The sequence below is a fragment of the Pantoea sp. PNA 14-12 genome (assembly GCF_004364735.1).
Classification (GTDB): Bacteria; Pseudomonadota; Gammaproteobacteria; order Enterobacterales; family Enterobacteriaceae; genus Pantoea; species Pantoea stewartii.
The window spans coordinates 761,802-780,197 of sequence record NZ_SOAJ01000001.1 but is presented as its reverse complement, the minus strand read 5'-3'; the positions used below and the strand labels follow the sequence as shown (position 1 = coordinate 780,197).

The following is an 18,396-nucleotide window of genomic DNA, read 5'->3' as shown; positions in this document are numbered from 1 at the left end:
CTCACATAAACCGTCACGCCTGTTTGCCTTGTACATACGGAGTCGTGCTCCCGGTAACCGTTCAACCTGATGTGCTGGCGTGAAAGGTGAAGCGGAGGGCCATATGCTGCAAAAGAAGGTTCAGCGATCGTCAATATCTGACCTTAAGGGCGAAGACCGGCTCACTCTGCTTCAGTGGTGGTAGCTAATCACCACATATGGTTAGATACAAGGGGCGAAGGTTACCCGCCCCTGACCTCATGGCTGTCCCTGTGCTACGACTGGGTACTCGCCAGGTAAGAAAATGCACTGAGCAAGCTGATCAACGTCTCCATCCGCTCTGCCTGATATCCCACGGTAACCGCATCGATGCGCGTGACGCCGGGGATCAGGCAGAACAGATCGGCCAACACGGGTTTGCTGGCCTGAAGCTGCATATGATAAGGCGCGGTCAACCGGGTCGTGCGCGTATCGCGCTGATGCTCAAGCGCGGCGCGTGCAGCACTGCCTATGGCACGTTGTGCCGCTTTGGGACTAATGGATTCTGCGCAGGTATGGGAAATGGCGCGCTTGACACAAACGTAGTCAACCGTTGGGTAATACTCTGCTATCCAGCTCTGCAGCTGATCGTCGCCCGTGACCAGCCACAGTGGCGTGCCCTGCTCAGCGGCGGCAGCGGCGTAAATATCGGTTTCGCCCATCACCAGGCCATTGATATGGATACGCCAGAATGCACGGCCATTAATGGTGTGCGCCAGTACGCCGGGTTCGCCTGCTGCGCTGTGATAGCCCACCAGAAATAATCCGTCGAACGTCTGCTGTTCTATGCCTTCAACCATCGACAAGCCGCGCGGTTTGCCCTGCACCAGCCGGGCGCGGGGATCAAGATTTTCCGCCCGCAGGTTGGTCATTTGCGCATGGCTGTCTGCAACGACCACCTCCGTTGCGCCTCCCGCGAACGCCCCCTCAATCGCGGCATTCACTTCCTGTTCCATCAGACCACGGGCCAACTGATATTCCGGGTTGCCGGGTGTGCATTGCTCCGGACGCATAACGCCCGCGATACCTTCAATATCGGCAGAAATAAAAATTTTCATGTGGTTAACCTGTCCAGAATCTGAGTCAGTGAGGGGCGATGGTGACCCCGAAAGCCGGTAACAGGCTCTGCGTTCAACAAGGCATCGAGTACAGCCTGTTCGGTGGCATCTGCCGCGGCGGCAAGCAGCGGCTCCAGCATGGCGTCCTGCGGCGGTTGCGGCAGCGGTTGCGTTGAAAACGCTACGGCGATATCGCCCGAGCCGTGGCCCCAGTAGCTGCCCAGCCGCCCGAGGCCGGCGCCGGCACGCTTCGCGATACGCTTCAACTGACGCGCATCCAGCGGCGCATCCGTCGCCATCACGATGATGACAGAACCGGCATCACGCTGCGGTGCCTCTCCTGCCAGCAGTGGTGCAATCACTTCACCGAGTCGCACACCGTCAAGCGTGAGCGCGCTGAGCGTGCCAAAATTCGCCAGCACCAATACTCCCAGCGTGGCATTGAGCGACGGAATAACACGCGAGGACGTGCCGATCCCGCCCTTCAGATTAAAACAGCTCATCCCGCGTCCTGCGCCAACGCTGCCGCGGGAAAAGTCCGCTGCGGCTGTATGCAATGCTTCCTGCGCCATCGCCTCACTGATGGCCAGCGCCTGAATATCATTGAGCCAGCCGTCGTTGCACTCCAGGGCCAGCGGGTTCACCGTCGGTAGCGTCCGCCCGAGTTCCGGGTTACGACGGATGGCGTCCCGTACCAGCGCGGTAAACAGCGTGCCCACCGCCAGCGTGTTACTGAGCAGAATCGGCGTGTGTAACACACCCAGCTCCTCGACCTGTGTCAGTCCGACCGGTTTCGCAAAGCCATTCAGAACTTCAGCTCCGCACGGCAGCGGCGTGAGAAACAGGTTATCACCCGGCGGAACGATAGCGGTGACGCCAGTCTGCCGCCCTCCCTCAGCCAGCGTGACGTGGCCGACGCGCACACCAGCCACATCGCTGATGCGATTAGTGGGGCCGCATGCGCTACGCGGCTGCCCCAACTGACGCTCGTTACGCCAGCGATCCAGCAGCAGTTCGCACTGCCATTGTTGAAAGTCCATCGTCAGCCCTTGAGTTTCGGGTCGAGCGTGTCACGCAGCGCGTCGCCGAGCAGGTTAAACGCCAGCACCGTGATAAAAATCGCCAGCCCCGGAAACACGCTCATGTGCCACGCGCCCGCCATCATCATGCTCCGGCTCATGGCCAGAATATTGCCCCATTCAGGCACATCCGGCTCCGGTCCGAGGCCAATAAAGCTTAAGCCTGCCGCTGTGAGAATACTGGTGCCAATGCGCATCGTAAAATAAACAATGACGCTGGAAAGCGTGCCCGGCAGAATATGGCGCAGGATAATGATTCGGTCGGGCGCACCGGCACAGCGCACGGCTTCCACATAGGCAGCCTGTCTCAATGACAGCGTGGAGGCGCGCACAATCCGGGCAAAGACGGGCACGCTGAACACCGCGACGGCGATGATGACATTGTTCAGCCCCGTTCCCAGAAGCGCCACCACCGCAATGGCCAGCAGCATGCCGGGAAACGCGAATAACACATCGGCACCGCGCATGATCAGCATATCGACCCAGCCACCGTAATAGCCCGCCAGCAACCCCAGCACGACGCCGACAATCATGCCGAGCGTCACGGACAGCACGCCGACATACAGCGAAATACGCGCCCCATAGATAATACGACTGAGCAGGTCGCGCCCCAGTTCATCGGTGCCCATCCAGTGTGCTGCCGAAGGGGGCGAGGATAACGCCATCCAGTCGGGTGCCATCGGATCCCAGGGAGCCAGCCAGGGCGCAAAGATCGCCACCAGAATCAACAGCAGGACAAATCCGCCTGAAACCAGCGCCAGAGGATTGCGCACAAAAGCATGCAGGAAATCGCGCCACGGCGAGCGAATGACCTGAGGCGGGTTATCAGTCAGCGATTGATGACTCATCTCGGCTCCTGTCGCAGACGAATTGCCGGATTGACGACCGCGTAAAGCAGATCCACCAGCAGATTAATGACGATAAACTCAAATACAAACAGCATCACCAGCGCCTGAATGACCGGCTGATCCTGCGCTTTGATCGACTCAATTAACAGCCAGCCTAACCCTGGCCAGTTGAAGACGCTTTCCACGACAATCGAACCGCCCAGCAGAAAACCAAACTGCAACCCCAGCATGGTGATCACCGGGATGAGCGCATTACGCATCACGTGTTTCCACGTCACCAGACGGTTACGCAACCCTTTAGCTTTCGCGGTGCGTACGTAATCTTCCTGTGCCACTTCAAGAAAGGCCGAGCGGGTAAAGCGTGCCATGACCGCCGCAACGGACGATCCCAGTGTGATGGCGGGCAGGACAATATCGCTGGCCTTGTTAAAGCCGCTGACCGAGAACAGGCCAAAAGGCATCGCAACGAACTGGATTAGCAGCAGCCCCAGCCAGAACGCTGGCATCGAGATACCGCCCACCGCCACGCTCATTAGTGTCCAGTCTTGCCATTTCCCTCGTTTCAGGGCCGCGAGTACGCCAAGCATCAGGCCGAGAAGCACAGACCAGGCGAAACCGGCTAAGGCGAGCCACAGTGTGGGCAGGAAGCCCTGCTTAATCACCTGCAGCACCGGTTGCTGGGTGCGGTACGTGGTGCCAAGATCGCCATGTAACAGGCTGTCTATCCAGTTAACATACTGCTGCGGCAACGAGTCGTTGAGCCCGAGGTGCTGACGTGCCGCTTCGACCGCTTCAATCGGTGCATCCGGCCCGGCATAAATGCGCGCCGGATCGCCCGGCAGCAGCTTGATGAAACCGAAAACCAGCAGCGAGACCACCAGCAAAACCGGTATCATCTCCAGCAATCGGCGAATGATGTATGCAAACATGCCATTCCCTGAAATAAAGGTGAGACGGGGAGCCTCACGTGCCGCCGCAACCGGCAAAGGCACGTGAGGGACATCCGCGACTTATTTAAACGACGCCTGAGTAAACAACAGATTGCCATCAGGCAGCATCGAAACGCCGCTCAGGGTGCTGCGTTTGCCTACCAGATTGTCTGGCGTGCCAAGGAACGCCACGGGGGCCTCTTTCCACAACAGCTTTTGCGCTTGTGCATAGGCGATACCACGTTTTGCCGGATCGGCCGTCGCCAGCCCGGCAGCAATCGCCTTGTCGACGTCAGGATTGCTGAAATAGGAGACATTGTACGAGGTAGGTACCCATGATTCGGTGGCGAACAGCGGACGCAGAGCCCAGTCGGCATCGCCTGTAGACGTCGACCAGCCGCCATAATAGAGGTCAAATTCGGCTTTTTTCGGGTCCTGAACGCCCCACAGCTTCGCGTTGCGCGTTCCGGAATCCATCGGTGTCACCGTGGCGCGAATACCCACCGTGGCCAGTTGCGCCTTCAGCACCTGGGCGGCGCGCACGCTGGCGGTCGCATTGGTGACCCAGAGCTTGAGATCCAGCCCATTCGGGTAGCCCGCCGCTTTCAGCAACGCTTTGGCCTTATCCGGCGCATAGTGGTAATCAGGATCGCTCTGCTTCTCATAGAACTGCACCCCTTCCGGCATCGCGGAGGTGGCCGGTTTACCCAAACCGGCAAAGGCCACCTTCAACCACAGATTACGGTCAATCGCATAGTTGATTGCCTGGCGCACGCGGACATCGGCCAGAGGTTTATGCTGCGTATTGATCGCCATGTAATAGAGATAGATGCTCGGATCGCGCTGAATCGCGAGGTTGCTGTCCTGCTTCACCGCCGCGATCAGATCCGAAGGCAAAGGCCAAATGGCATCCACCTGACCCGATTTCAACGCGGCAACCCGTGTCGCATCTTCCGGGCTGGGTGAGAAAATCACCTGATCGACTTTGGGCCAGCCCTGCCGCCAGTAACCGTCATACTTCGCCAGCGTGACCGCTTTGCCCGGAGTCCAGTTTACGAATTTAAATGGCCCGGTCCCCACCGGATGCAGCCGCAACTGGGCCTCGTCCGGATACTGTTTCAGAACCGACGGGCTCCACATCACCGCCGAAGGGTGCGCCAGCGTGTTAATAAAAGCACCAAATGACTGATTGAGTGAGATTTTCACCTGATCGGGTGCCAGCACCGTCACCTTATCGATCATTTTGTACAGGCTGTTGCGCTTCAGCCCTTTTTTCTGGTCTGCCAGACGATCAAGGTTCGCTTTGACCGCTTCCGCATCAAAAGGCGTACCATCCTGGAAGGTAACGCCTTTACGCAGCGTCAGCGTAAATTCCGTCGCACTGTCGTTGGAGGTGTAACCGGTCGCCAGCCAGGGCTCCAGCTTCATCTGGGGATCAAACTGAAACAGGCGCTCAAAGATACCGCTCTGCACCGAGTAGCTGACATTATCCGAGGTATCGTGCGGATCGAGCCCCGTAATATCGGCATACATTGAAATGCGCAGATCCTGTGCCTGCGCGGTCATGACCAGTGTCGTCGTTAAGGCGAGGGCGAGTGAAGTACGGCGGAACAGCGTTTTCATAAAATCTCCTGGTCGTTAAGGATTATCGCAATGCAATGCCGTCAGCGACCCAGTGTTGCGGTGCAACCTGCCGATAACGGGGTTTCGTGACCGTTTCGCCCACCTTTCGCAACGGCGAAGGAATTTCGCTGTCATCAAAACGGCGAGGCTGACGGTTCTCGGGATCTGCCACCGGCACGGAGGCCAGCAGACGTTGGGTATAAGGATGTTGCGGTTGATTAAAGACCGACTGGCGCGGTCCGAGCTCGACAATCTGGCCGAGGTACATCACCGCCACGCGGTTGGCAATGCGCTCGACGACCGCCATATCATGAGAGATGAATATCCAAGCTACGCCCGTTTGCTGCTGGAGATCCATCATCAGATTCACCACCTGCGCCTGAATTGAAACGTCAAGGGCCGATACGGCTTCATCAGCAATAATCACTTTCGGTTTCAGGGCCATCGCGCGGGCAATGGCAATACGCTGGCGCTGACCGCCCGAAAATTCGTGCGGATAACGACGCGCGTGCTCCGGCAACAGCCCAACGCTTGTCAGCAGCGCATCGATGTGTGGAGAAGCCTGTTCCAGTGAGTCCACCATGCCATGCAACAGCAACGGCTCGGCAATGGTAAACCCCACCGTCAGACGTGGATTCAGTGACGCATAGGGGTCCTGAAACACCATCTGAATTTCACGGCGCAGCGGCTGGAATGCCGTCTCTTTCAGATGAGAGATTTCCTTTCCTTCAAAGTGGATGCTTTCCGCCTCACTGGCGATCAGGCGCATCAGCGCACGCCCGGTGGTCGATTTACCGCAGCCGCTTTCACCCACGATGGCCAGGGTTTCACCCGGCCACAGACTGAAATCAATCTGCTCAACCGCATGCACATGATGCGTATGGGTCGAGAAGATGCCGCTGCGGATGGGGTAATACACTTTTAGCCCACGTACATCGAGTAGCGGTTCGCTGTCGTAGCGCGCCGTCAGCTGTTCGTGTTGCGCCGCCTGTTGTGCACCCAACAGGGGAAAGCGTTGCGGCCACGCGTATTCGCGCATATCGCCCAGTTTTGGCACGGCTGCCAGCAACGCTTTGGTATATGCATGCTGCGGGGCGGCAAAAATCTCTGACACGGTGCCCTGCTCGACCACTTCGCCACGCAGCATGACCACAACACGATCCGCAATTTCCGCCACAACGCCCATATCATGGGTGATAAACAAGACCGCCATGTTTTTCTCGCGTTGCAGCTCACGCAGGATATGTAAAATGCGCGCCTGTACGGTGACGTCCAGCGCCGTCGTGGGTTCGTCGGCAATCAGGAGTTGCGGATCACAGGCCAGCGCCTGAGCAATCATTACGCGCTGGCGCATTCCGCCAGACAGCGCGTGCGGATAGCTTTTCATGACGCGATCGACATCGGCAATACGTACCTGTCGCAGCAGTTCACGTACGCGCGCATGAGCCTGTTTCTTGTCGCACTGATGATGGTCGCGTAACGCTTCGGTGAGTTGATCATCGATACGCAGCACCGGATTCAGTGAGGTCATCGGCTCCTGAAAGATCATCGCCATTTCACGGCCACGCAACGTGCGGCGCTGACTGTCATCCAGCGTTTCTAACGCATGAACTTCTCCGCGGCGATCGCGAAACTGCATGCTGCCGCGATCGATACGGCCGCTGCTCGCCAGCAAGCCCATCACGGCCAGCGACGTGACTGATTTACCTGAGCCGCTCTCGCCCACCACGGCGACAATTTCGCCTGGATAAATGGCGAAACTGATGCCTTTAAGCGCCTGATTCTCACCACTACGTCCACGAAATGAGACGCTAAGGTCCTGAACAGCAAGCACCGGTGATGCGCCGTCAGCACTTGTGGCAGAAGAAGTGAGTCGTGTGTCCGTCATCAATGCCTCGTCGCGTTACAGCCAGATACGGCCATCGGAGTAATTCAAAAAAGGAGAGCTGTCGGCCGCCAGCCAGATCGGGCCATCTAAATCGACGTGCTCTGCGTGCACCGCCACGGGCAATGCCGCTTCCATCGCCAGGGATGAACCCAGCATGCAGCCGACCATGATGCGCATGTTCTGCTTGTGCGCTTCATCGACCATCGCCAGCGCTTCCGTCAGACCTCCGCACTTATCCAGCTTGATGTTGATCATCTCGTAGCGATGACGCAGGCTGGCAATGTCCTCTCGCGTGTGGCAACTCTCGTCCGCACAGACGGGAACAGGATGACGAAAGCGTTGCAGGTCATGATCCTGACCAGCGGGAAGCGGTTGCTCGACCATCGCGATGTTAAAGGCCTGAAGCGCCACCAGCAGGCTTTCCAGATCCATTCCCGACCAGGCTTCATTGGCATCGATAATGAGCGTCGCACGCGGGGCCGCCGCACGAATCGCCGCCACTTTTTCCAGAACCGCATCGCGGTCGAGCTTGATTTTGAGCAGGATGGCACCCCGCGAGACGGCATCCGCCGCCGCCAGCGCCATGTTTTCCAGCGTATCGAGGCTGAGGGTTTCCGCCGTCACGACCGAGCGTAGCGGCGGGCATGCACTTTGTTGCCAGAGCGTTTGACTGGCCCGTGCGGCGTCAAGTCGCCACAGTGCGCAGTCCAGCACATTGCGCGCGGAGCCGGCGGGCAAACGGTGTTGCAGATCATCGCGGCTCAGGCCTGCTTCCACGTCAGCACGTACCGCCTCAAGCTGGGCCTGAACGCTGTCTGGCGTTTCATCGTAGCGCGCCGTTGGTGTACATTCGCCCTGCCCAATAAAGCCGTTTTGCTCAAGCGTGACACGGATAACCGTCACGGCGGTACGCACACCGCGCGAGATAGCAAACGGTCGCGCCAGCGGCAGTTCCACCACGTTGATCTGCACCTGTCTCATCTCAGCCCCGCTCCTGAAGCAGCGCGGCGATGTCATCGATACCAAAACGCACCGGATCGGTTGCCGGTAAACCGAATTCGGCACGGATTTCAGCACAATAGGCGCGCGCGTCTTCTTCCGTGTAGTTTGAGGTGTTAATCGCAAAGCCAGCCAGTTGAACGGACTCACTGGTCACCTGGGCGGCGCGCAGATTGGCTTCCACGCAGTCTTTCAGGCTGACCATCGGTTGATGCGGCAAATGGCGCATATGCGGACGGCCCATTTCATGGCACATCACCAGCCAGTGCGGTTGCGCACCGTGCATAAGCCCCATACTGACGCCCGCGTAAGAGGGATGGAACAACGATCCCTGCCCTTCCACGATATCCCAGTGATCATCATCGTTGGCAGGAGACAGGGCTTCCGCCGCACCGGCAATAAAGTCCGCGATTACCGCATCCACAGCAATGCCTTCCCCTGCAACCAGAATCCCGGTCTGTCCCGTGGCACGAAAATCCGCTTTCATTCCGCGCGCACGCATTGCCGCTTCCAGCGCCAGTGAGGTGTACATCTTGCCCACTGAGCAGTCGGTCCCCACCGTGAGTATCCGCTTGCCTGAACGCTTCTTACCGCTACCGACACTCAGCTTCGGACGCATATGACGTAAATCGAAAAGCGCAACACCAAACGTCTCTGCCAGCGTGACCAGCTCGGGCTCATCCACCAGACGATGATGTAATCCACTGGCCACGTTCATGCCGGCTTTAATGGCACTTTTCACCGTATCCAGCCAGTGTTCGGGCAGATAACCCCCTGCGTTGGCGGTGCCCAGCACCAGCGTTTTCGCGCCGCGCGCTTTGGCGCTGGCGATATCAAGTTCATCCAGCCCCAGGCTGACCGTACAGCCCGGCAGTTTAATTTCGCCAACGCACTGTTCCGGTCGCCAGATATGAATACCGCGCGCCGTTTTTGCCGCGAGGGGATCGGTAACATCGCCAAGAAAAAGTAAATAGGGTTGTGGGATTAGCATGAGAGTTCTCGTTTCAGACAAAGGTAAGGTTCTGAAACCACTATTTCATGCGTGTTGAAAGGTGACGAATGCTTGTTTGGTGGCGGGGTATAACGGCAGGCTATAGTCAGATAAAAAAGTAATGGCAACCGCGTTATTTCAACGAATCCGGGTGAAATCGGCCCCGGTGCCGGGACGAGTCATAGGAAAAGGATAATATCCGCTGGGGAATCCATGGAGAGATATCGTTTAATGTCAGTCAACGGGAAGCAAGGCCGTTTACTTCGACGCTGTCTTTCATAATGCCCCGGCGTGGTATCGGGTGCCACGGATAACACGCTTTGGGCGTGGTGAGGATGTTATCTTTCCTCTCAAAACGCTGTGACTGACAACCGAGAGGAAACGCGGTAATTACAGCTTTCCGGTCAGATACTGTGCTTCACCATCCGCAAAGCTCCAGTCACCCGGCGCATTGGTAATAAAGCTGATCATCAGATCTTTCCCATCCACCCCACAGTGTTCTGCCAACTCCCGTGCCAGTTCCGCCATGAAACGCGTTTTTTGCTCTTCACTTCTCGGGCTGGTAAACACCCGGACCATCACCAGACGGTCGCTGCGTTCAAACCCCAGCCCGGTATCCTGGAACACCATCTGGTAATTTTTATTTTCGTGAACAATCTGATAACGGTCACGTGCGGGAACGTTAAACGCGGTGAGCACAGCCCGATGTGCAGCGTCCAGCATTGTTCTGATTTCCGTAGCAGAACGTCCCTCAATGATGTCGAATGTCAGCAATGGCATAAATAAACCCTCGGTTGGTCTAAATCGTAAGTGTATGATGTCGCGCTATGTTGACGACTGCTGTTGAAAAGAAAAAGAGACAGGACTGAAATGATTATTCGCTATTTTGAACAATCCCGATGAAAGCATTCCGCACGGATGAACTGTGGGTGCATTTGTACTGGCTGACGGTACTCGCTGAATCGGGAAGTTTTACCCGCGCGGCTGATCGGCTGGAGGTCAGCAAGGCAGCCATGAGTCAGAAAATCAAAGAGCTTGAGAATATGGCCGGCACAGCACTGGTGCAGCGCACTACCCGCAGCGTCCGTCTGACCTCGGCGGGCGAAAAACTGGTGGATAACTTACGCGATCCTTTTGCGCAAATTGAGCAATCCTTTTTACGCATTCGTGATGAAACCGGCCCGGTGAGAGGCCTGGTGCGTGTCAGTGCGCCGGTAGCCTTTGCGCGCCAGCAGCTCGTCCCGGTCATTGGCGATTTTGTCCGGGAGTACCCGCAGGTCACTATTCAACTGGATGTCAACGACCGTCTGGTATCACTGACTCGTGAAGGTTTTGATTTGGCCATCCGTCACAGCCAGACACTTCCGGAAACCCACATTGCGCTGAAGTTGTGTGACACGCATGCGGTTCTGGTTGCCTCCCCCGCTTACCTGGCGCAATACGGCACCCCGCAAAAGCCCGACGACCTGGAGCGGCATAACTGTCTGTACTATCTGCGCGGACAGGAACCGCCGCGATGGCATTTCCATAAAGTGACGGGCGGAGAGGAAACCGTAATGGTGAAGGGACAGGGAAATTTTGCCACTAACAACAGCGAATCCGTCCGCGATGCGGCATTACAGGGACTCGGTATCGCCCTGCTTCCTGATTTTAGTGCGCGAGCCGCGCTGGCTGCAGGGACACTAACGCAGGTTCTGCCCGCATGGCGAACGGTAGACGCATTTGCCGAAAGCTTATGGGTAGTACGTCCGCATACTGCGCAGGTTCCTAAGGCTGTGACCACGTTTATTCGGTGGCTGCGGGCGAGGTTTGCGGAGTAGAGTTTAGTAGAATGGTGGTGGTGATTATGTGCGGATGGGCTGCATTGTGTCAGGAGCGGACGTTGCTCATATCACTGTTTTAATGAGAGGGTAAGTGTTTTATGTACACAGAGCTTCCTTAACTTCACGTTGTCATGGCACCAGGTAAGGACGCAACAGTGGTCTTGTGATAAAACATCGTGGTTTTTGCACGTTTTATAGGGGTCAGTAATCTTATCCCTAATCACCCTCTTATCTTAAGGCATCACTGATATGGTCACCTGTTTTCTAAAGTACGTCATAGATCCCTATAAGCTGGATGAGTTTGAGTCTTACGCGCGGGCATGGATTCCTATTGTGAACCGTATGGGGGGAAGTCATCACGGTTATTACCTGCCTCACGAGGGAGCGAACAATCTGGCCTATGCTCTTTTTAGTTTCCCCAGCCTTGCGGCATATGAAGCGTACCGTGAAGAAATGAAGAGAGATCCTGAATGCCTTTCTGTCTTTGCAACTGAACAGGTTAATCGAAGCATCATAAGTTATGAACGGAGCTTCATGCGGCCAGTCACTCAGGGGTAGGAAACCGTGAAAAAGAGCGGCACGAATGCCCTGAAAGAGAGTGTCCGCAGGATCACGTGAGAATGAGCAGAATGGGTATGGGAAAGCGCAGGTTGACTGAATACAGCCTTTACGGCAACAGGCGCAACGATCGCGAGTGACCTGATCTGTTCTCTGCAAATGAATATACGGCCTCATTCGCAAATTCTTCAGCTACTCTCGACTAACTGCGCGCGTCCGCTTTTCGCTCAAAGCGGACCTTCATCTCAGTCAGCTCGTTCGCTCTGCGCCAAAAGCTGACGGACTTAAATCAGTCTGGTATTTTTATCGTTGCTACCGTTCATCCTGTACAGGAGTAAACGAATGAAAACAGACTGGCACGGTTCTCCATTGACTCGTAACACTGTCGTGGATAACAGCTACAAAAACACACAAAACGTTCGTCGTTTCATGACTGATGAATGTGGGCCAGATTTTAGATTTGATCGTGCTTTTATGGCCTGGATTCGAAACGATATCCCTAAAAATTTAGGTGATGTGGTGGATGAGTGGAAACGCAGACATTGCCTTTAAAAGTTACCCAACTGGTTACTCTCAGCTTAAATTGTACCGTGATACTGCCCGTTACGTGCAAAGAGCGAACCTTGCTAATGTTCTGCCATATCGATCAAATACGAGTCGGTCACCTCAGGCGTACAGGTACCTGTTTACGTACCGCATTCGACAGAACTAAGGATGTCGTCACTGAACCATGAACTGCAAGGGCATCGACAATGGCCTCCAGATCAGTCGGTTGAGAAAAAACGCAACGTACGATGAAGCAGTCCTCTCCTGTGATTCTGTCAGCTTCTATCACTTCAGGAATAGCGTTAAATAACGCCAGATATTGTTTGATGTATTGGTGGGTGGTGCGTACTCGCAGGATCGCCTGTAATCCCAGTCCAATCTCTCGCAAACTGACGCGGGCACCGTAACCTTCAATGACGCCTGCACTTTCGAGTTTTTTGACCCGTTCGCTCATCGCTGGCTGCGAAAGTCCAATGCATTTGCCCAGAGACGCCAGACTCTGACGTGCGTTCGTTTGGAGTGCTTCCAGAATTTGCCGATCTTTACTGTCAAGCTCCATGCTGATCCTTTGCCCAAAACAGAGATGAATCATCGGCTAATCGGGCTGTATTTCGATGATTTGCCATTCAGGAACGATGTGGCATTTGACTACATTATGTGAACACCTCTTTGGGAATCAAGACATGACATCTCCAATATTGCTTCTTCCGGGAATTGGCAACTCGGGCTCCGGACACTGGCAAACGCTATGGGCAAAAACTGACGCGTCAATGACTCTCATTTCGGGACAAGACTGGGATCACCCGATTTGCGAAGAGTGGGTCGAAAATTTAGAAACTGCCGTCAGAAAGATCGGGCCAGACGTCATTTTGGTCGCCCATAGCCTTGGCTGCCTGCAGGTTGCGAACTGGGCACAACATAGCCGCACGGTTGTGAGAGGCGCTCTGCTGGTCGCAGTGCCAGATCCCACACGCGATGCGTTTCCAGAAGAGGCTCAGGGGTTTAGTGTTTCCCGAAGTGAAAAGCATTTCGCATTTCCGAGCATAATGATTGTCAGTTCCAATGACCCTTATGCCGATATCCATTACAGCCAGTGCCGTGCCGATGCCTGGGGCAGTCGTCTGGTCAATATCGGTGAGCGAGGGCATATCAACGCAGCCAGCGGACTCGGTGACTGGCCTCAAGGGAGAGCATGGTTAAAAGCGCTTATTGCCATGTCCACAATGCCGAACTGATCGTGAGTATGCCGCCCAAAAGAGATATCGCTGCTGGCGTTCACCGCCTCGATACCCGCTACAGTAAAAGCCAGAAGCTGAATGGCATGTTGGCGCACGATGTCAGGATTTTTACTGCCGCAGTTGGTCGTGTTGCTCGAGTTCATAATCAATAAACGCACCGATCATCGCCCGGTAGACCTTTTCGATAATCACTTCGGGAAGTCCTGCTTCAGTTGCCTGTTTACTGACTTTGTCGATTACCTGCTGGACGCGGTCTGGAGCACGCACAGCTGAGTGGTCACTTTTAAAAGCTGCTGCAGCTTTAACACATCGGCCACGTTGCGCGATCATTTTAACCAGTTCACTGTCAATTTGATCGATACGATTTCTGACATCATCAATTGATGAAAAATCCATTTCAACCCCATATAGCTAGTACATGAGTACGTCAGGTTACACAAATTTTCGATTAAAACAGTCTTCAATTTTGACCTGTTCCCTGAAAATGAATATACGGCCTCATTCGCAAATTCCTCCTCCACGATCTTATAACCGCGAACGTCCGCTTTTCGCTCATAGCGGACATTCTCTCAATAATCAGACTTTTCGGAGGCTGAATGTCTGTTCAGGCAAATGATCCATAACAGACCGCCAAGCAGTGAGAAAGCGATACCGATATAAATTGCGCCGTCCAGATTCTCTGCGAGGGTTTTTATATTACCAAGAAGACCACCAAAGATCGCGACGCCCAGCGCAGAACCCGCTTGCCGGCAGGCATTGAGTACACCAGCAGCAAGTCCCGATTGTTCTCTAGCAACAGCATTCATGACTGCGGCTGTAGCGACTGGCGTAATGACGCCGGCAGCAAGACCGAGAGGCGGAAAGCAAAGCGCGATCTGCCAGTAGGATGCATTTTCACTCAGTATCATTAGTCCTGCGAATCCTGCAGCGTAGAGTCCACAACAGCCGGCTATCAGTCTGAAAGGGCCGAAAAGGCTGTTGAGTTTTCCAGCACTAAAGCTGCCCAGTGTGACAATCAGAGTCAGTGGAAGAAAAGCCAGACCTACGTTAAGTGATGACCAGTTACGCAACGTGCTGAAGTAAAGACTCAGAAGAAAAAACAGTCCGTAAAATACCAATCCTGAAATGAACGAAACGGTAACTGAGGCTAAAAAATCAGCAAGGCGAAACAATTTCAGCGGTAGCACCGGCTGATTCACTACGCACTCGTTAAAAACAAACGCTCCCCATGCTATTACAGCCACCAGCCCTCCTCTGCATATCCATGGATCACGCCATCCCAGATGAAAACCTTCAATCATTACGGCGACAGATGTACCCATCGCAACAATGGCCATTAACTGTCCGGCAAAATCTGTTGATGTCTCTCTGGCAGAGATATTTACTGCTGGAATGCGCAGCGCCAGCGCAGCTCCGGTTAAAGCGACGGGAATATTGACCAGAAAAATACTTCTCCAGCCTAAAAACTGTATCAGTACTCCCCCTAATAATGGTCCGGCCGCCATTGCGATCCCACCACAACCAGACCAGACACTGATGGCTTTAGCACGCTGTTGAGGCTGCGGATATGCATTGTTTATTAATACCAGGGACGAGGGAACCAGCAGGGCTGCTCCAGCGCCCTGAAAGATCCTTGATACGATCATAACGGATAACGTTGTCGAAAAGCCGCATCCTGCCGAAGCCAGAGCAAAAAGCAGCAGGCCGGTAAGATAAACGTTTTTTGCTCCAAGCTTATCAGTAAGCGTACCTCCGCTGAGCAGCAGACTGGCAAAAGTAACAGTATAGGAACTGACAATCCACTGTAGCCCACTCATGTTAGCGTGCAGCGCTGCAGCCACTGGTGCAAGTGCAACGTTGACAATCGACGTGTCGAGGATAACGATGATGTAACTGATACTGACAGCAGCTAACAACCGTTTTTGAGCTGAAGAAGTCGTGTCCATTGTTCGGGGTTATTGTCTGTTCTGAGGGTGGATTGACTATATCCTGGGCGATCTGAATAATGCTTCGAGCCGTATCGAACTGTTAAATTCCTCCATTAAACTGATTTCGCTTTTTGTGGCGCATTCTATGAACCAGTTTCACATTTCAGTCGTGGCGCATCTCATCGCAGAGCCGGTGCGCTCAGTAATGCTGATTCACCTCGCAGGAGGAGAAGCACTTTCTGCCAGTGCCCTGGCCAGTGCCGCCGGCGTTACCGCACAGACCGCCAGTTTTCACCTCGCTAAACTGCGTGATGGCGGACTCATATCCATGAAATCTGTTGGGCGGTATCGGTATTACCGGCTGGCAGGGCCACACATTTCACAGCTCCTGGAAAATCTGGCCTCAGTGGGAACGGTGAGCCAGCAGTGGAAGACCACCTCAAACAGTTCAGTCCGTGAACTGCGTTTTGCGCGCTGTTGTTACGATCACCTGGCCGGGCAAATCGGTGTGGCGATCACGCAAGGGATGCTTAACCGTGGACTGATTGTCAGCAGGGAAAGCCAGCGCTATGTGCTGACAGACGCAGGACATCGTTGGTTAGAGCAACAGGGAATAGAAATTCCTGAACAATGGGAAGGGAATCATCGCATGTGCCTCGACTGGACCGAGCGTCAGTATCACCTTGCAGGTCCACTCGCTTCCGCTCTTCTGGATGCTTTTGTCTCATGGAAATGGCTGAGTCGTCTGGGTAAATCCAGAGCGCTGAAGATAACCCCCTCAGGCTGGAAAGCCTTCGGGCACCATTTTGGTCTTCGTCAGCTACAGGGTAACCCCACAGCAGAATAGTCCTTTTTTAATTTAGTCATGTGAACCAGCCGGTTTATATTCCTGTGACCGTTACTGCCGAGTGAAACTGACACCAACCCCGGAGACGATTACTGTTAGCATGCCCTAAATCTACTGCTTTCGCCTGCCGATTATTAATTTCACCCACTTAATATCACTGCAGTACAAAGCCATGTCATCAATTTATTTTTGATTTTTTTGATTCAGTAAAAGAAATGAATCAATATTAGGTCGTGAATGGTTGAATTTTTATCTGTGAGGAAGAAATGCCAGATTATTTGTATCATGTGACCAGTCATAATACAACAAATGTACAAATACGCCTGCAGGGCTTACTGCCCGCCAGGCAAAGGAGTCGAACAAACGAAGCAAGAAGTTAACCTTAATTCCAAAGATATTAAGCCTAGACTACCATTTTATCAGGTAACATATCGCAGTAGTGATATTTATCGTTACGCGGAGCAGTATTCTCAAAAATATTTCGATATTGAAGAGAATTTGACATCAAGCCATATCTATTTTTTTGTAAGAAGGATAGCACTGACCTTCTCAGGGATTATAGTAAGTACTATGGTGGTATATCTTTTTGCCGGGTATTACGGGTTAAGGAAAGTGACGTTCAAGGGTTGAAAAACGATCCCCTGAATTCAGAGGCGTGATGACGGATTTTGGGGTTCTCCTGACGTTTCCGCTGGGTAACGTGCGCTTCTCCGGATTATCTGGAAGAGTACGGTATCCCTGAGACGCCAGAAGCATTGTCGCAGCATCGGGCTATCCATTACTTTTCGGGGTCAGGAAGACGCACTAATGAACTGCATTTTACACGAGGCAAGGAAACGCTCTCTGTGCCGGTAGCGGGAAATGCAGCCGTTAACGAAACGGGACTGTATATGAGGCTGTGTCTTGAGGGTTTTGGGCTGGCGCAGCTTGCTGAGAATATCGTTTCGGAGAAGCTGCAACAGGGGACGCTGGTTGAGGTTCTTGCGGACTGGCAGCTACCGTCCGTGCCGGTGAACATACTCTACCCCCATCAGCGTTTCCTCTCTCCTGACGTGCGCGCTTTTGCTGACTTTGTCGCCGGACTGTTCAGCGATGGCGTAAAGGGAATGGGCCTTCACGGTAAAAGAATGCTCCGGTAGCAGTGTCAGCTCGTCCGCTTTGTGCCAGATGCGGACAAAAAAAATTTCCCGATGGTAATGATTGATAAACCCATTATTTCGGAGATGCCAGCCTAAAAATTTGCATTCTCAAGATGATGAACATTAAAGTTGCTTAAATAGATTATAGGTAAAATCAAGGAATAAGTTATGGCCCGCCGAAGGGAATTAAAAGGCATAGCGAATGCTATTAATGAGAGTTTCATAAGTAGAAACAACGACTTCAAAGGGTACTGGACTATTGGCCAGCTTAAATCACTCGCTCTTGATAACGGCATTACCTCAATGACTTTTCCTCTTATGCTATCCAGGGCTAATGCCACATCTGGACTACAAAGTTACACGGTTTGTCACTACGCTAACATGCTCAAATTATTGTTAATCAAACAGAAATTACCTAACCATTGGGTGAGTAACGCTGTCATTAAGATTGACTTTAATCCTAAGGTGGAACTGGCACGACTACACAAATGCACCGCCTCAGGCGAACCTTTTCAGTGCACCTGTCTGATAACGAGTGATACCGGTCAAGATTACACGTCCATAATCTATGAACGTTGCTGGCCACATGCTGCTGCGAAAGAGTTTAAATCGACCCGAAATTCATCCTGAAGTGAGTCCGTTTAACGTCCGCTTCTCGCTCATAGCAGACGTTCATTTTTTAACAGCCATCACGTCCCTGCTTATTCCCGATCTGCCTGCTACCCAACACCCTGCCCCTCACCTGACAGCGCAATAACTCGCCGGCATCGCCCATTCCCCCCGATCACGTAACGGCTTTATCTATTACTTTTCGTAAAGCGGATCACAAATCAGCGCGCCAGATGACTCACTGCACAATTTCATATTGAATATCAATTTTCCAG

Annotated in this window: 17 protein-coding genes and 1 pseudogene; 6 read left to right on the top strand and 12 right to left on the bottom strand. The window is 53.8% G+C overall.

Annotated features, from left to right (window positions below):
• Nucleotides 1-254 precede the first annotated feature (254 nt).
• The 9 genes from C7434_RS03800 to C7434_RS03760 form a co-directional block, all read right to left on the bottom strand.
• Complete coding sequence (locus C7434_RS03800; protein WP_033737477.1) at nt 255-1,076, bottom strand: M55 family metallopeptidase; 822 nt, start codon at nt 1,074-1,076, stop codon at nt 255-257.
• Nucleotides 1,073-2,116: a P1 family peptidase gene (locus C7434_RS03795; RefSeq protein WP_033737478.1), complete on the bottom strand. Its 1,044-nt coding sequence runs from the start codon at nt 2,114-2,116 to the stop codon at nt 1,073-1,075. The genes C7434_RS03800 and C7434_RS03795 overlap by 4 nt, the downstream gene beginning before the upstream one ends.
• Nucleotides 2,117-2,118: 2 nt before the next feature.
• Nucleotides 2,119-3,003: an ABC transporter permease subunit gene (locus C7434_RS03790; RefSeq protein ID WP_033737479.1), complete on the bottom strand. Its 885-nt coding sequence runs from the start codon at nt 3,001-3,003 to the stop codon at nt 2,119-2,121.
• On the bottom strand, nt 3,000-3,932 hold the full coding sequence (locus C7434_RS03785) for an ABC transporter permease subunit (protein ID WP_015065583.1): 933 nt from the start codon (nt 3,930-3,932) through the stop codon (nt 3,000-3,002). Before C7434_RS03785 ends, C7434_RS03790 begins: the two co-directional genes overlap by 4 nt.
• A gap of 81 nt (nt 3,933-4,013) precedes the next feature.
• On the bottom strand, nt 4,014-5,555 hold the full coding sequence (locus C7434_RS03780; protein ID WP_015065582.1) for a glutathione ABC transporter substrate-binding protein: 1,542 nt from the start codon (nt 5,553-5,555) through the stop codon (nt 4,014-4,016).
• Nucleotides 5,556-5,577: 22 nt separating this feature from the next.
• Nucleotides 5,578-7,443, bottom strand: a complete 1,866-nt coding sequence (locus tag C7434_RS03775) for an ABC transporter ATP-binding protein (RefSeq protein WP_033737482.1) — start codon at nt 7,441-7,443, stop codon at nt 5,578-5,580.
• A gap of 15 nt (nt 7,444-7,458) precedes the next feature.
• Entirely contained in the window at nt 7,459-8,424 is a 966-nt protein-coding gene (dgcA, locus tag C7434_RS03770) for an N-acetyl-D-Glu racemase DgcA (protein WP_058708467.1), read from the bottom strand.
• A 1-nt stretch (nt 8,425) separates the two neighbouring features.
• Nucleotides 8,426-9,433: an N-acetyltransferase DgcN gene (gene dgcN, locus C7434_RS03765; RefSeq protein ID WP_033737483.1), complete on the bottom strand. Its 1,008-nt coding sequence runs from the start codon at nt 9,431-9,433 to the stop codon at nt 8,426-8,428.
• 390 nt (nt 9,434-9,823) lie between these two features.
• A complete protein-coding gene (locus C7434_RS03760) occupies nt 9,824-10,213 on the bottom strand; it encodes a tautomerase family protein (protein ID WP_033737485.1) in 390 nt (129 codons plus the stop codon).
• 119 nt (nt 10,214-10,332) lie between these two features.
• Between C7434_RS03760 and C7434_RS03755 the strand changes: the two genes are divergently transcribed.
• From C7434_RS03755 to C7434_RS03745, 3 genes are all read left to right on the top strand, one after another.
• On the top strand, nt 10,333-11,253 hold the full coding sequence (locus C7434_RS03755; RefSeq protein WP_033737487.1) for a LysR family transcriptional regulator: 921 nt from the start codon (nt 10,333-10,335) through the stop codon (nt 11,251-11,253).
• A gap of 252 nt (nt 11,254-11,505) precedes the next feature.
• Complete coding sequence (locus C7434_RS03750) at nt 11,506-11,814, top strand: NIPSNAP family protein (protein WP_033737488.1); 309 nt, start codon at nt 11,506-11,508, stop codon at nt 11,812-11,814.
• Between the two features lie 342 nt (nt 11,815-12,156).
• Nucleotides 12,157-12,366 (top strand): DUF6434 domain-containing protein, encoded by a 210-nt coding sequence (locus C7434_RS03745; RefSeq protein ID WP_033737489.1) that lies wholly within the window; start codon nt 12,157-12,159, stop codon nt 12,364-12,366.
• Between the two features lie 109 nt (nt 12,367-12,475).
• Here the strand turns inward: C7434_RS03745 and C7434_RS03740 are convergent, their stop codons facing one another.
• Nucleotides 12,476-12,919: an Lrp/AsnC family transcriptional regulator gene (locus C7434_RS03740; RefSeq protein ID WP_033737491.1), complete on the bottom strand. Its 444-nt coding sequence runs from the start codon at nt 12,917-12,919 to the stop codon at nt 12,476-12,478.
• 76 nt (nt 12,920-12,995) lie between these two features.
• Here C7434_RS03740 and C7434_RS03735 point away from each other — a divergent pair, with 76 nt between their 5' ends.
• Nucleotides 12,996-13,595 carry an alpha/beta fold hydrolase gene (locus C7434_RS03735; protein ID WP_226375480.1) on the top strand — a complete coding sequence of 200 codons (600 nt, stop codon included), beginning with the start codon at nt 12,996-12,998 and terminating at the stop codon, nt 13,593-13,595.
• 111 nt (nt 13,596-13,706) lie between these two features.
• Here C7434_RS03735 and C7434_RS03725 read toward each other — a convergent pair whose 3' ends face one another.
• Together C7434_RS03725 and C7434_RS03720 are read right to left on the bottom strand one after the other, a co-directional pair.
• A complete protein-coding gene (locus tag C7434_RS03725; RefSeq protein ID WP_033737493.1) occupies nt 13,707-13,994 on the bottom strand; it encodes a chorismate mutase in 288 nt (95 codons plus the stop codon).
• Between the two features lie 173 nt (nt 13,995-14,167).
• Nucleotides 14,168-15,544 (bottom strand): MFS transporter, encoded by a 1,377-nt coding sequence (locus tag C7434_RS03720; protein ID WP_133745145.1) that lies wholly within the window; start codon nt 15,542-15,544, stop codon nt 14,168-14,170.
• 127 nt (nt 15,545-15,671) lie between these two features.
• Here C7434_RS03720 and C7434_RS03715 point away from each other — a divergent pair, with 127 nt between their 5' ends.
• A complete protein-coding gene (locus C7434_RS03715) occupies nt 15,672-16,373 on the top strand; it encodes a helix-turn-helix transcriptional regulator (RefSeq protein WP_033737494.1) in 702 nt (233 codons plus the stop codon).
• 683 nt (nt 16,374-17,056) lie between these two features.
• A pseudogene (locus C7434_RS03710) lies at nt 17,057-17,512 on the top strand (LysR substrate-binding domain-containing protein); the annotation flags it as partial.
• Nucleotides 17,513-18,396: the final 884 nt, after the last annotated feature.

What these genes read in the sequence shown, in the direction of transcription:
- C7434_RS03795 (WP_033737478.1), bottom strand. Translation starts at nt 2,116, where the DNA reads ATGGACTTTCAACAATGGCAGTGCGAACTGCTGCTGGATCGCTGGCGT.
- C7434_RS03760 (WP_033737485.1), bottom strand. Translation starts at nt 10,213, where the DNA reads ATGCCATTGCTGACATTCGACATCATTGAGGGACGTTCTGCTACGGAA.
- C7434_RS03785 (WP_015065583.1), bottom strand. Translation starts at nt 3,932, where the DNA reads ATGTTTGCATACATCATTCGCCGATTGCTGGAGATGATACCGGTTTTG.
- C7434_RS03800 (WP_033737477.1), bottom strand. Translation starts at nt 1,076, where the DNA reads ATGAAAATTTTTATTTCTGCCGATATTGAAGGTATCGCGGGCGTTATG.
- C7434_RS03755 (WP_033737487.1), top strand. Translation starts at nt 10,333, where the DNA reads ATGAAAGCATTCCGCACGGATGAACTGTGGGTGCATTTGTACTGGCTG.
- C7434_RS03725 (WP_033737493.1), bottom strand. Translation starts at nt 13,994, where the DNA reads ATGGATTTTTCATCAATTGATGATGTCAGAAATCGTATCGATCAAATT.
- C7434_RS03720 (WP_133745145.1), bottom strand. Translation starts at nt 15,544, where the DNA reads ATGGACACGACTTCTTCAGCTCAAAAACGGTTGTTAGCTGCTGTCAGT.
- C7434_RS03740 (WP_033737491.1), bottom strand. Translation starts at nt 12,919, where the DNA reads ATGGAGCTTGACAGTAAAGATCGGCAAATTCTGGAAGCACTCCAAACG.
- C7434_RS03790 (WP_033737479.1), bottom strand. Translation starts at nt 3,003, where the DNA reads ATGAGTCATCAATCGCTGACTGATAACCCGCCTCAGGTCATTCGCTCG.
- C7434_RS03735 (WP_226375480.1), top strand. Translation starts at nt 12,996, where the DNA reads ATGTGGCATTTGACTACATTATGTGAACACCTCTTTGGGAATCAAGAC.
- C7434_RS03715 (WP_033737494.1), top strand. Translation starts at nt 15,672, where the DNA reads ATGAACCAGTTTCACATTTCAGTCGTGGCGCATCTCATCGCAGAGCCG.
- dgcN (WP_033737483.1), bottom strand. Translation starts at nt 9,433, where the DNA reads ATGCTAATCCCACAACCCTATTTACTTTTTCTTGGCGATGTTACCGAT.
- C7434_RS03775 (WP_033737482.1), bottom strand. Translation starts at nt 7,443, where the DNA reads ATGACGGACACACGACTCACTTCTTCTGCCACAAGTGCTGACGGCGCA.
- dgcA (WP_058708467.1), bottom strand. Translation starts at nt 8,424, where the DNA reads ATGAGACAGGTGCAGATCAACGTGGTGGAACTGCCGCTGGCGCGACCG.
- C7434_RS03750 (WP_033737488.1), top strand. Translation starts at nt 11,506, where the DNA reads ATGGTCACCTGTTTTCTAAAGTACGTCATAGATCCCTATAAGCTGGAT.
- C7434_RS03745 (WP_033737489.1), top strand. Translation starts at nt 12,157, where the DNA reads ATGAAAACAGACTGGCACGGTTCTCCATTGACTCGTAACACTGTCGTG.
- C7434_RS03780 (WP_015065582.1), bottom strand. Translation starts at nt 5,555, where the DNA reads ATGAAAACGCTGTTCCGCCGTACTTCACTCGCCCTCGCCTTAACGACG.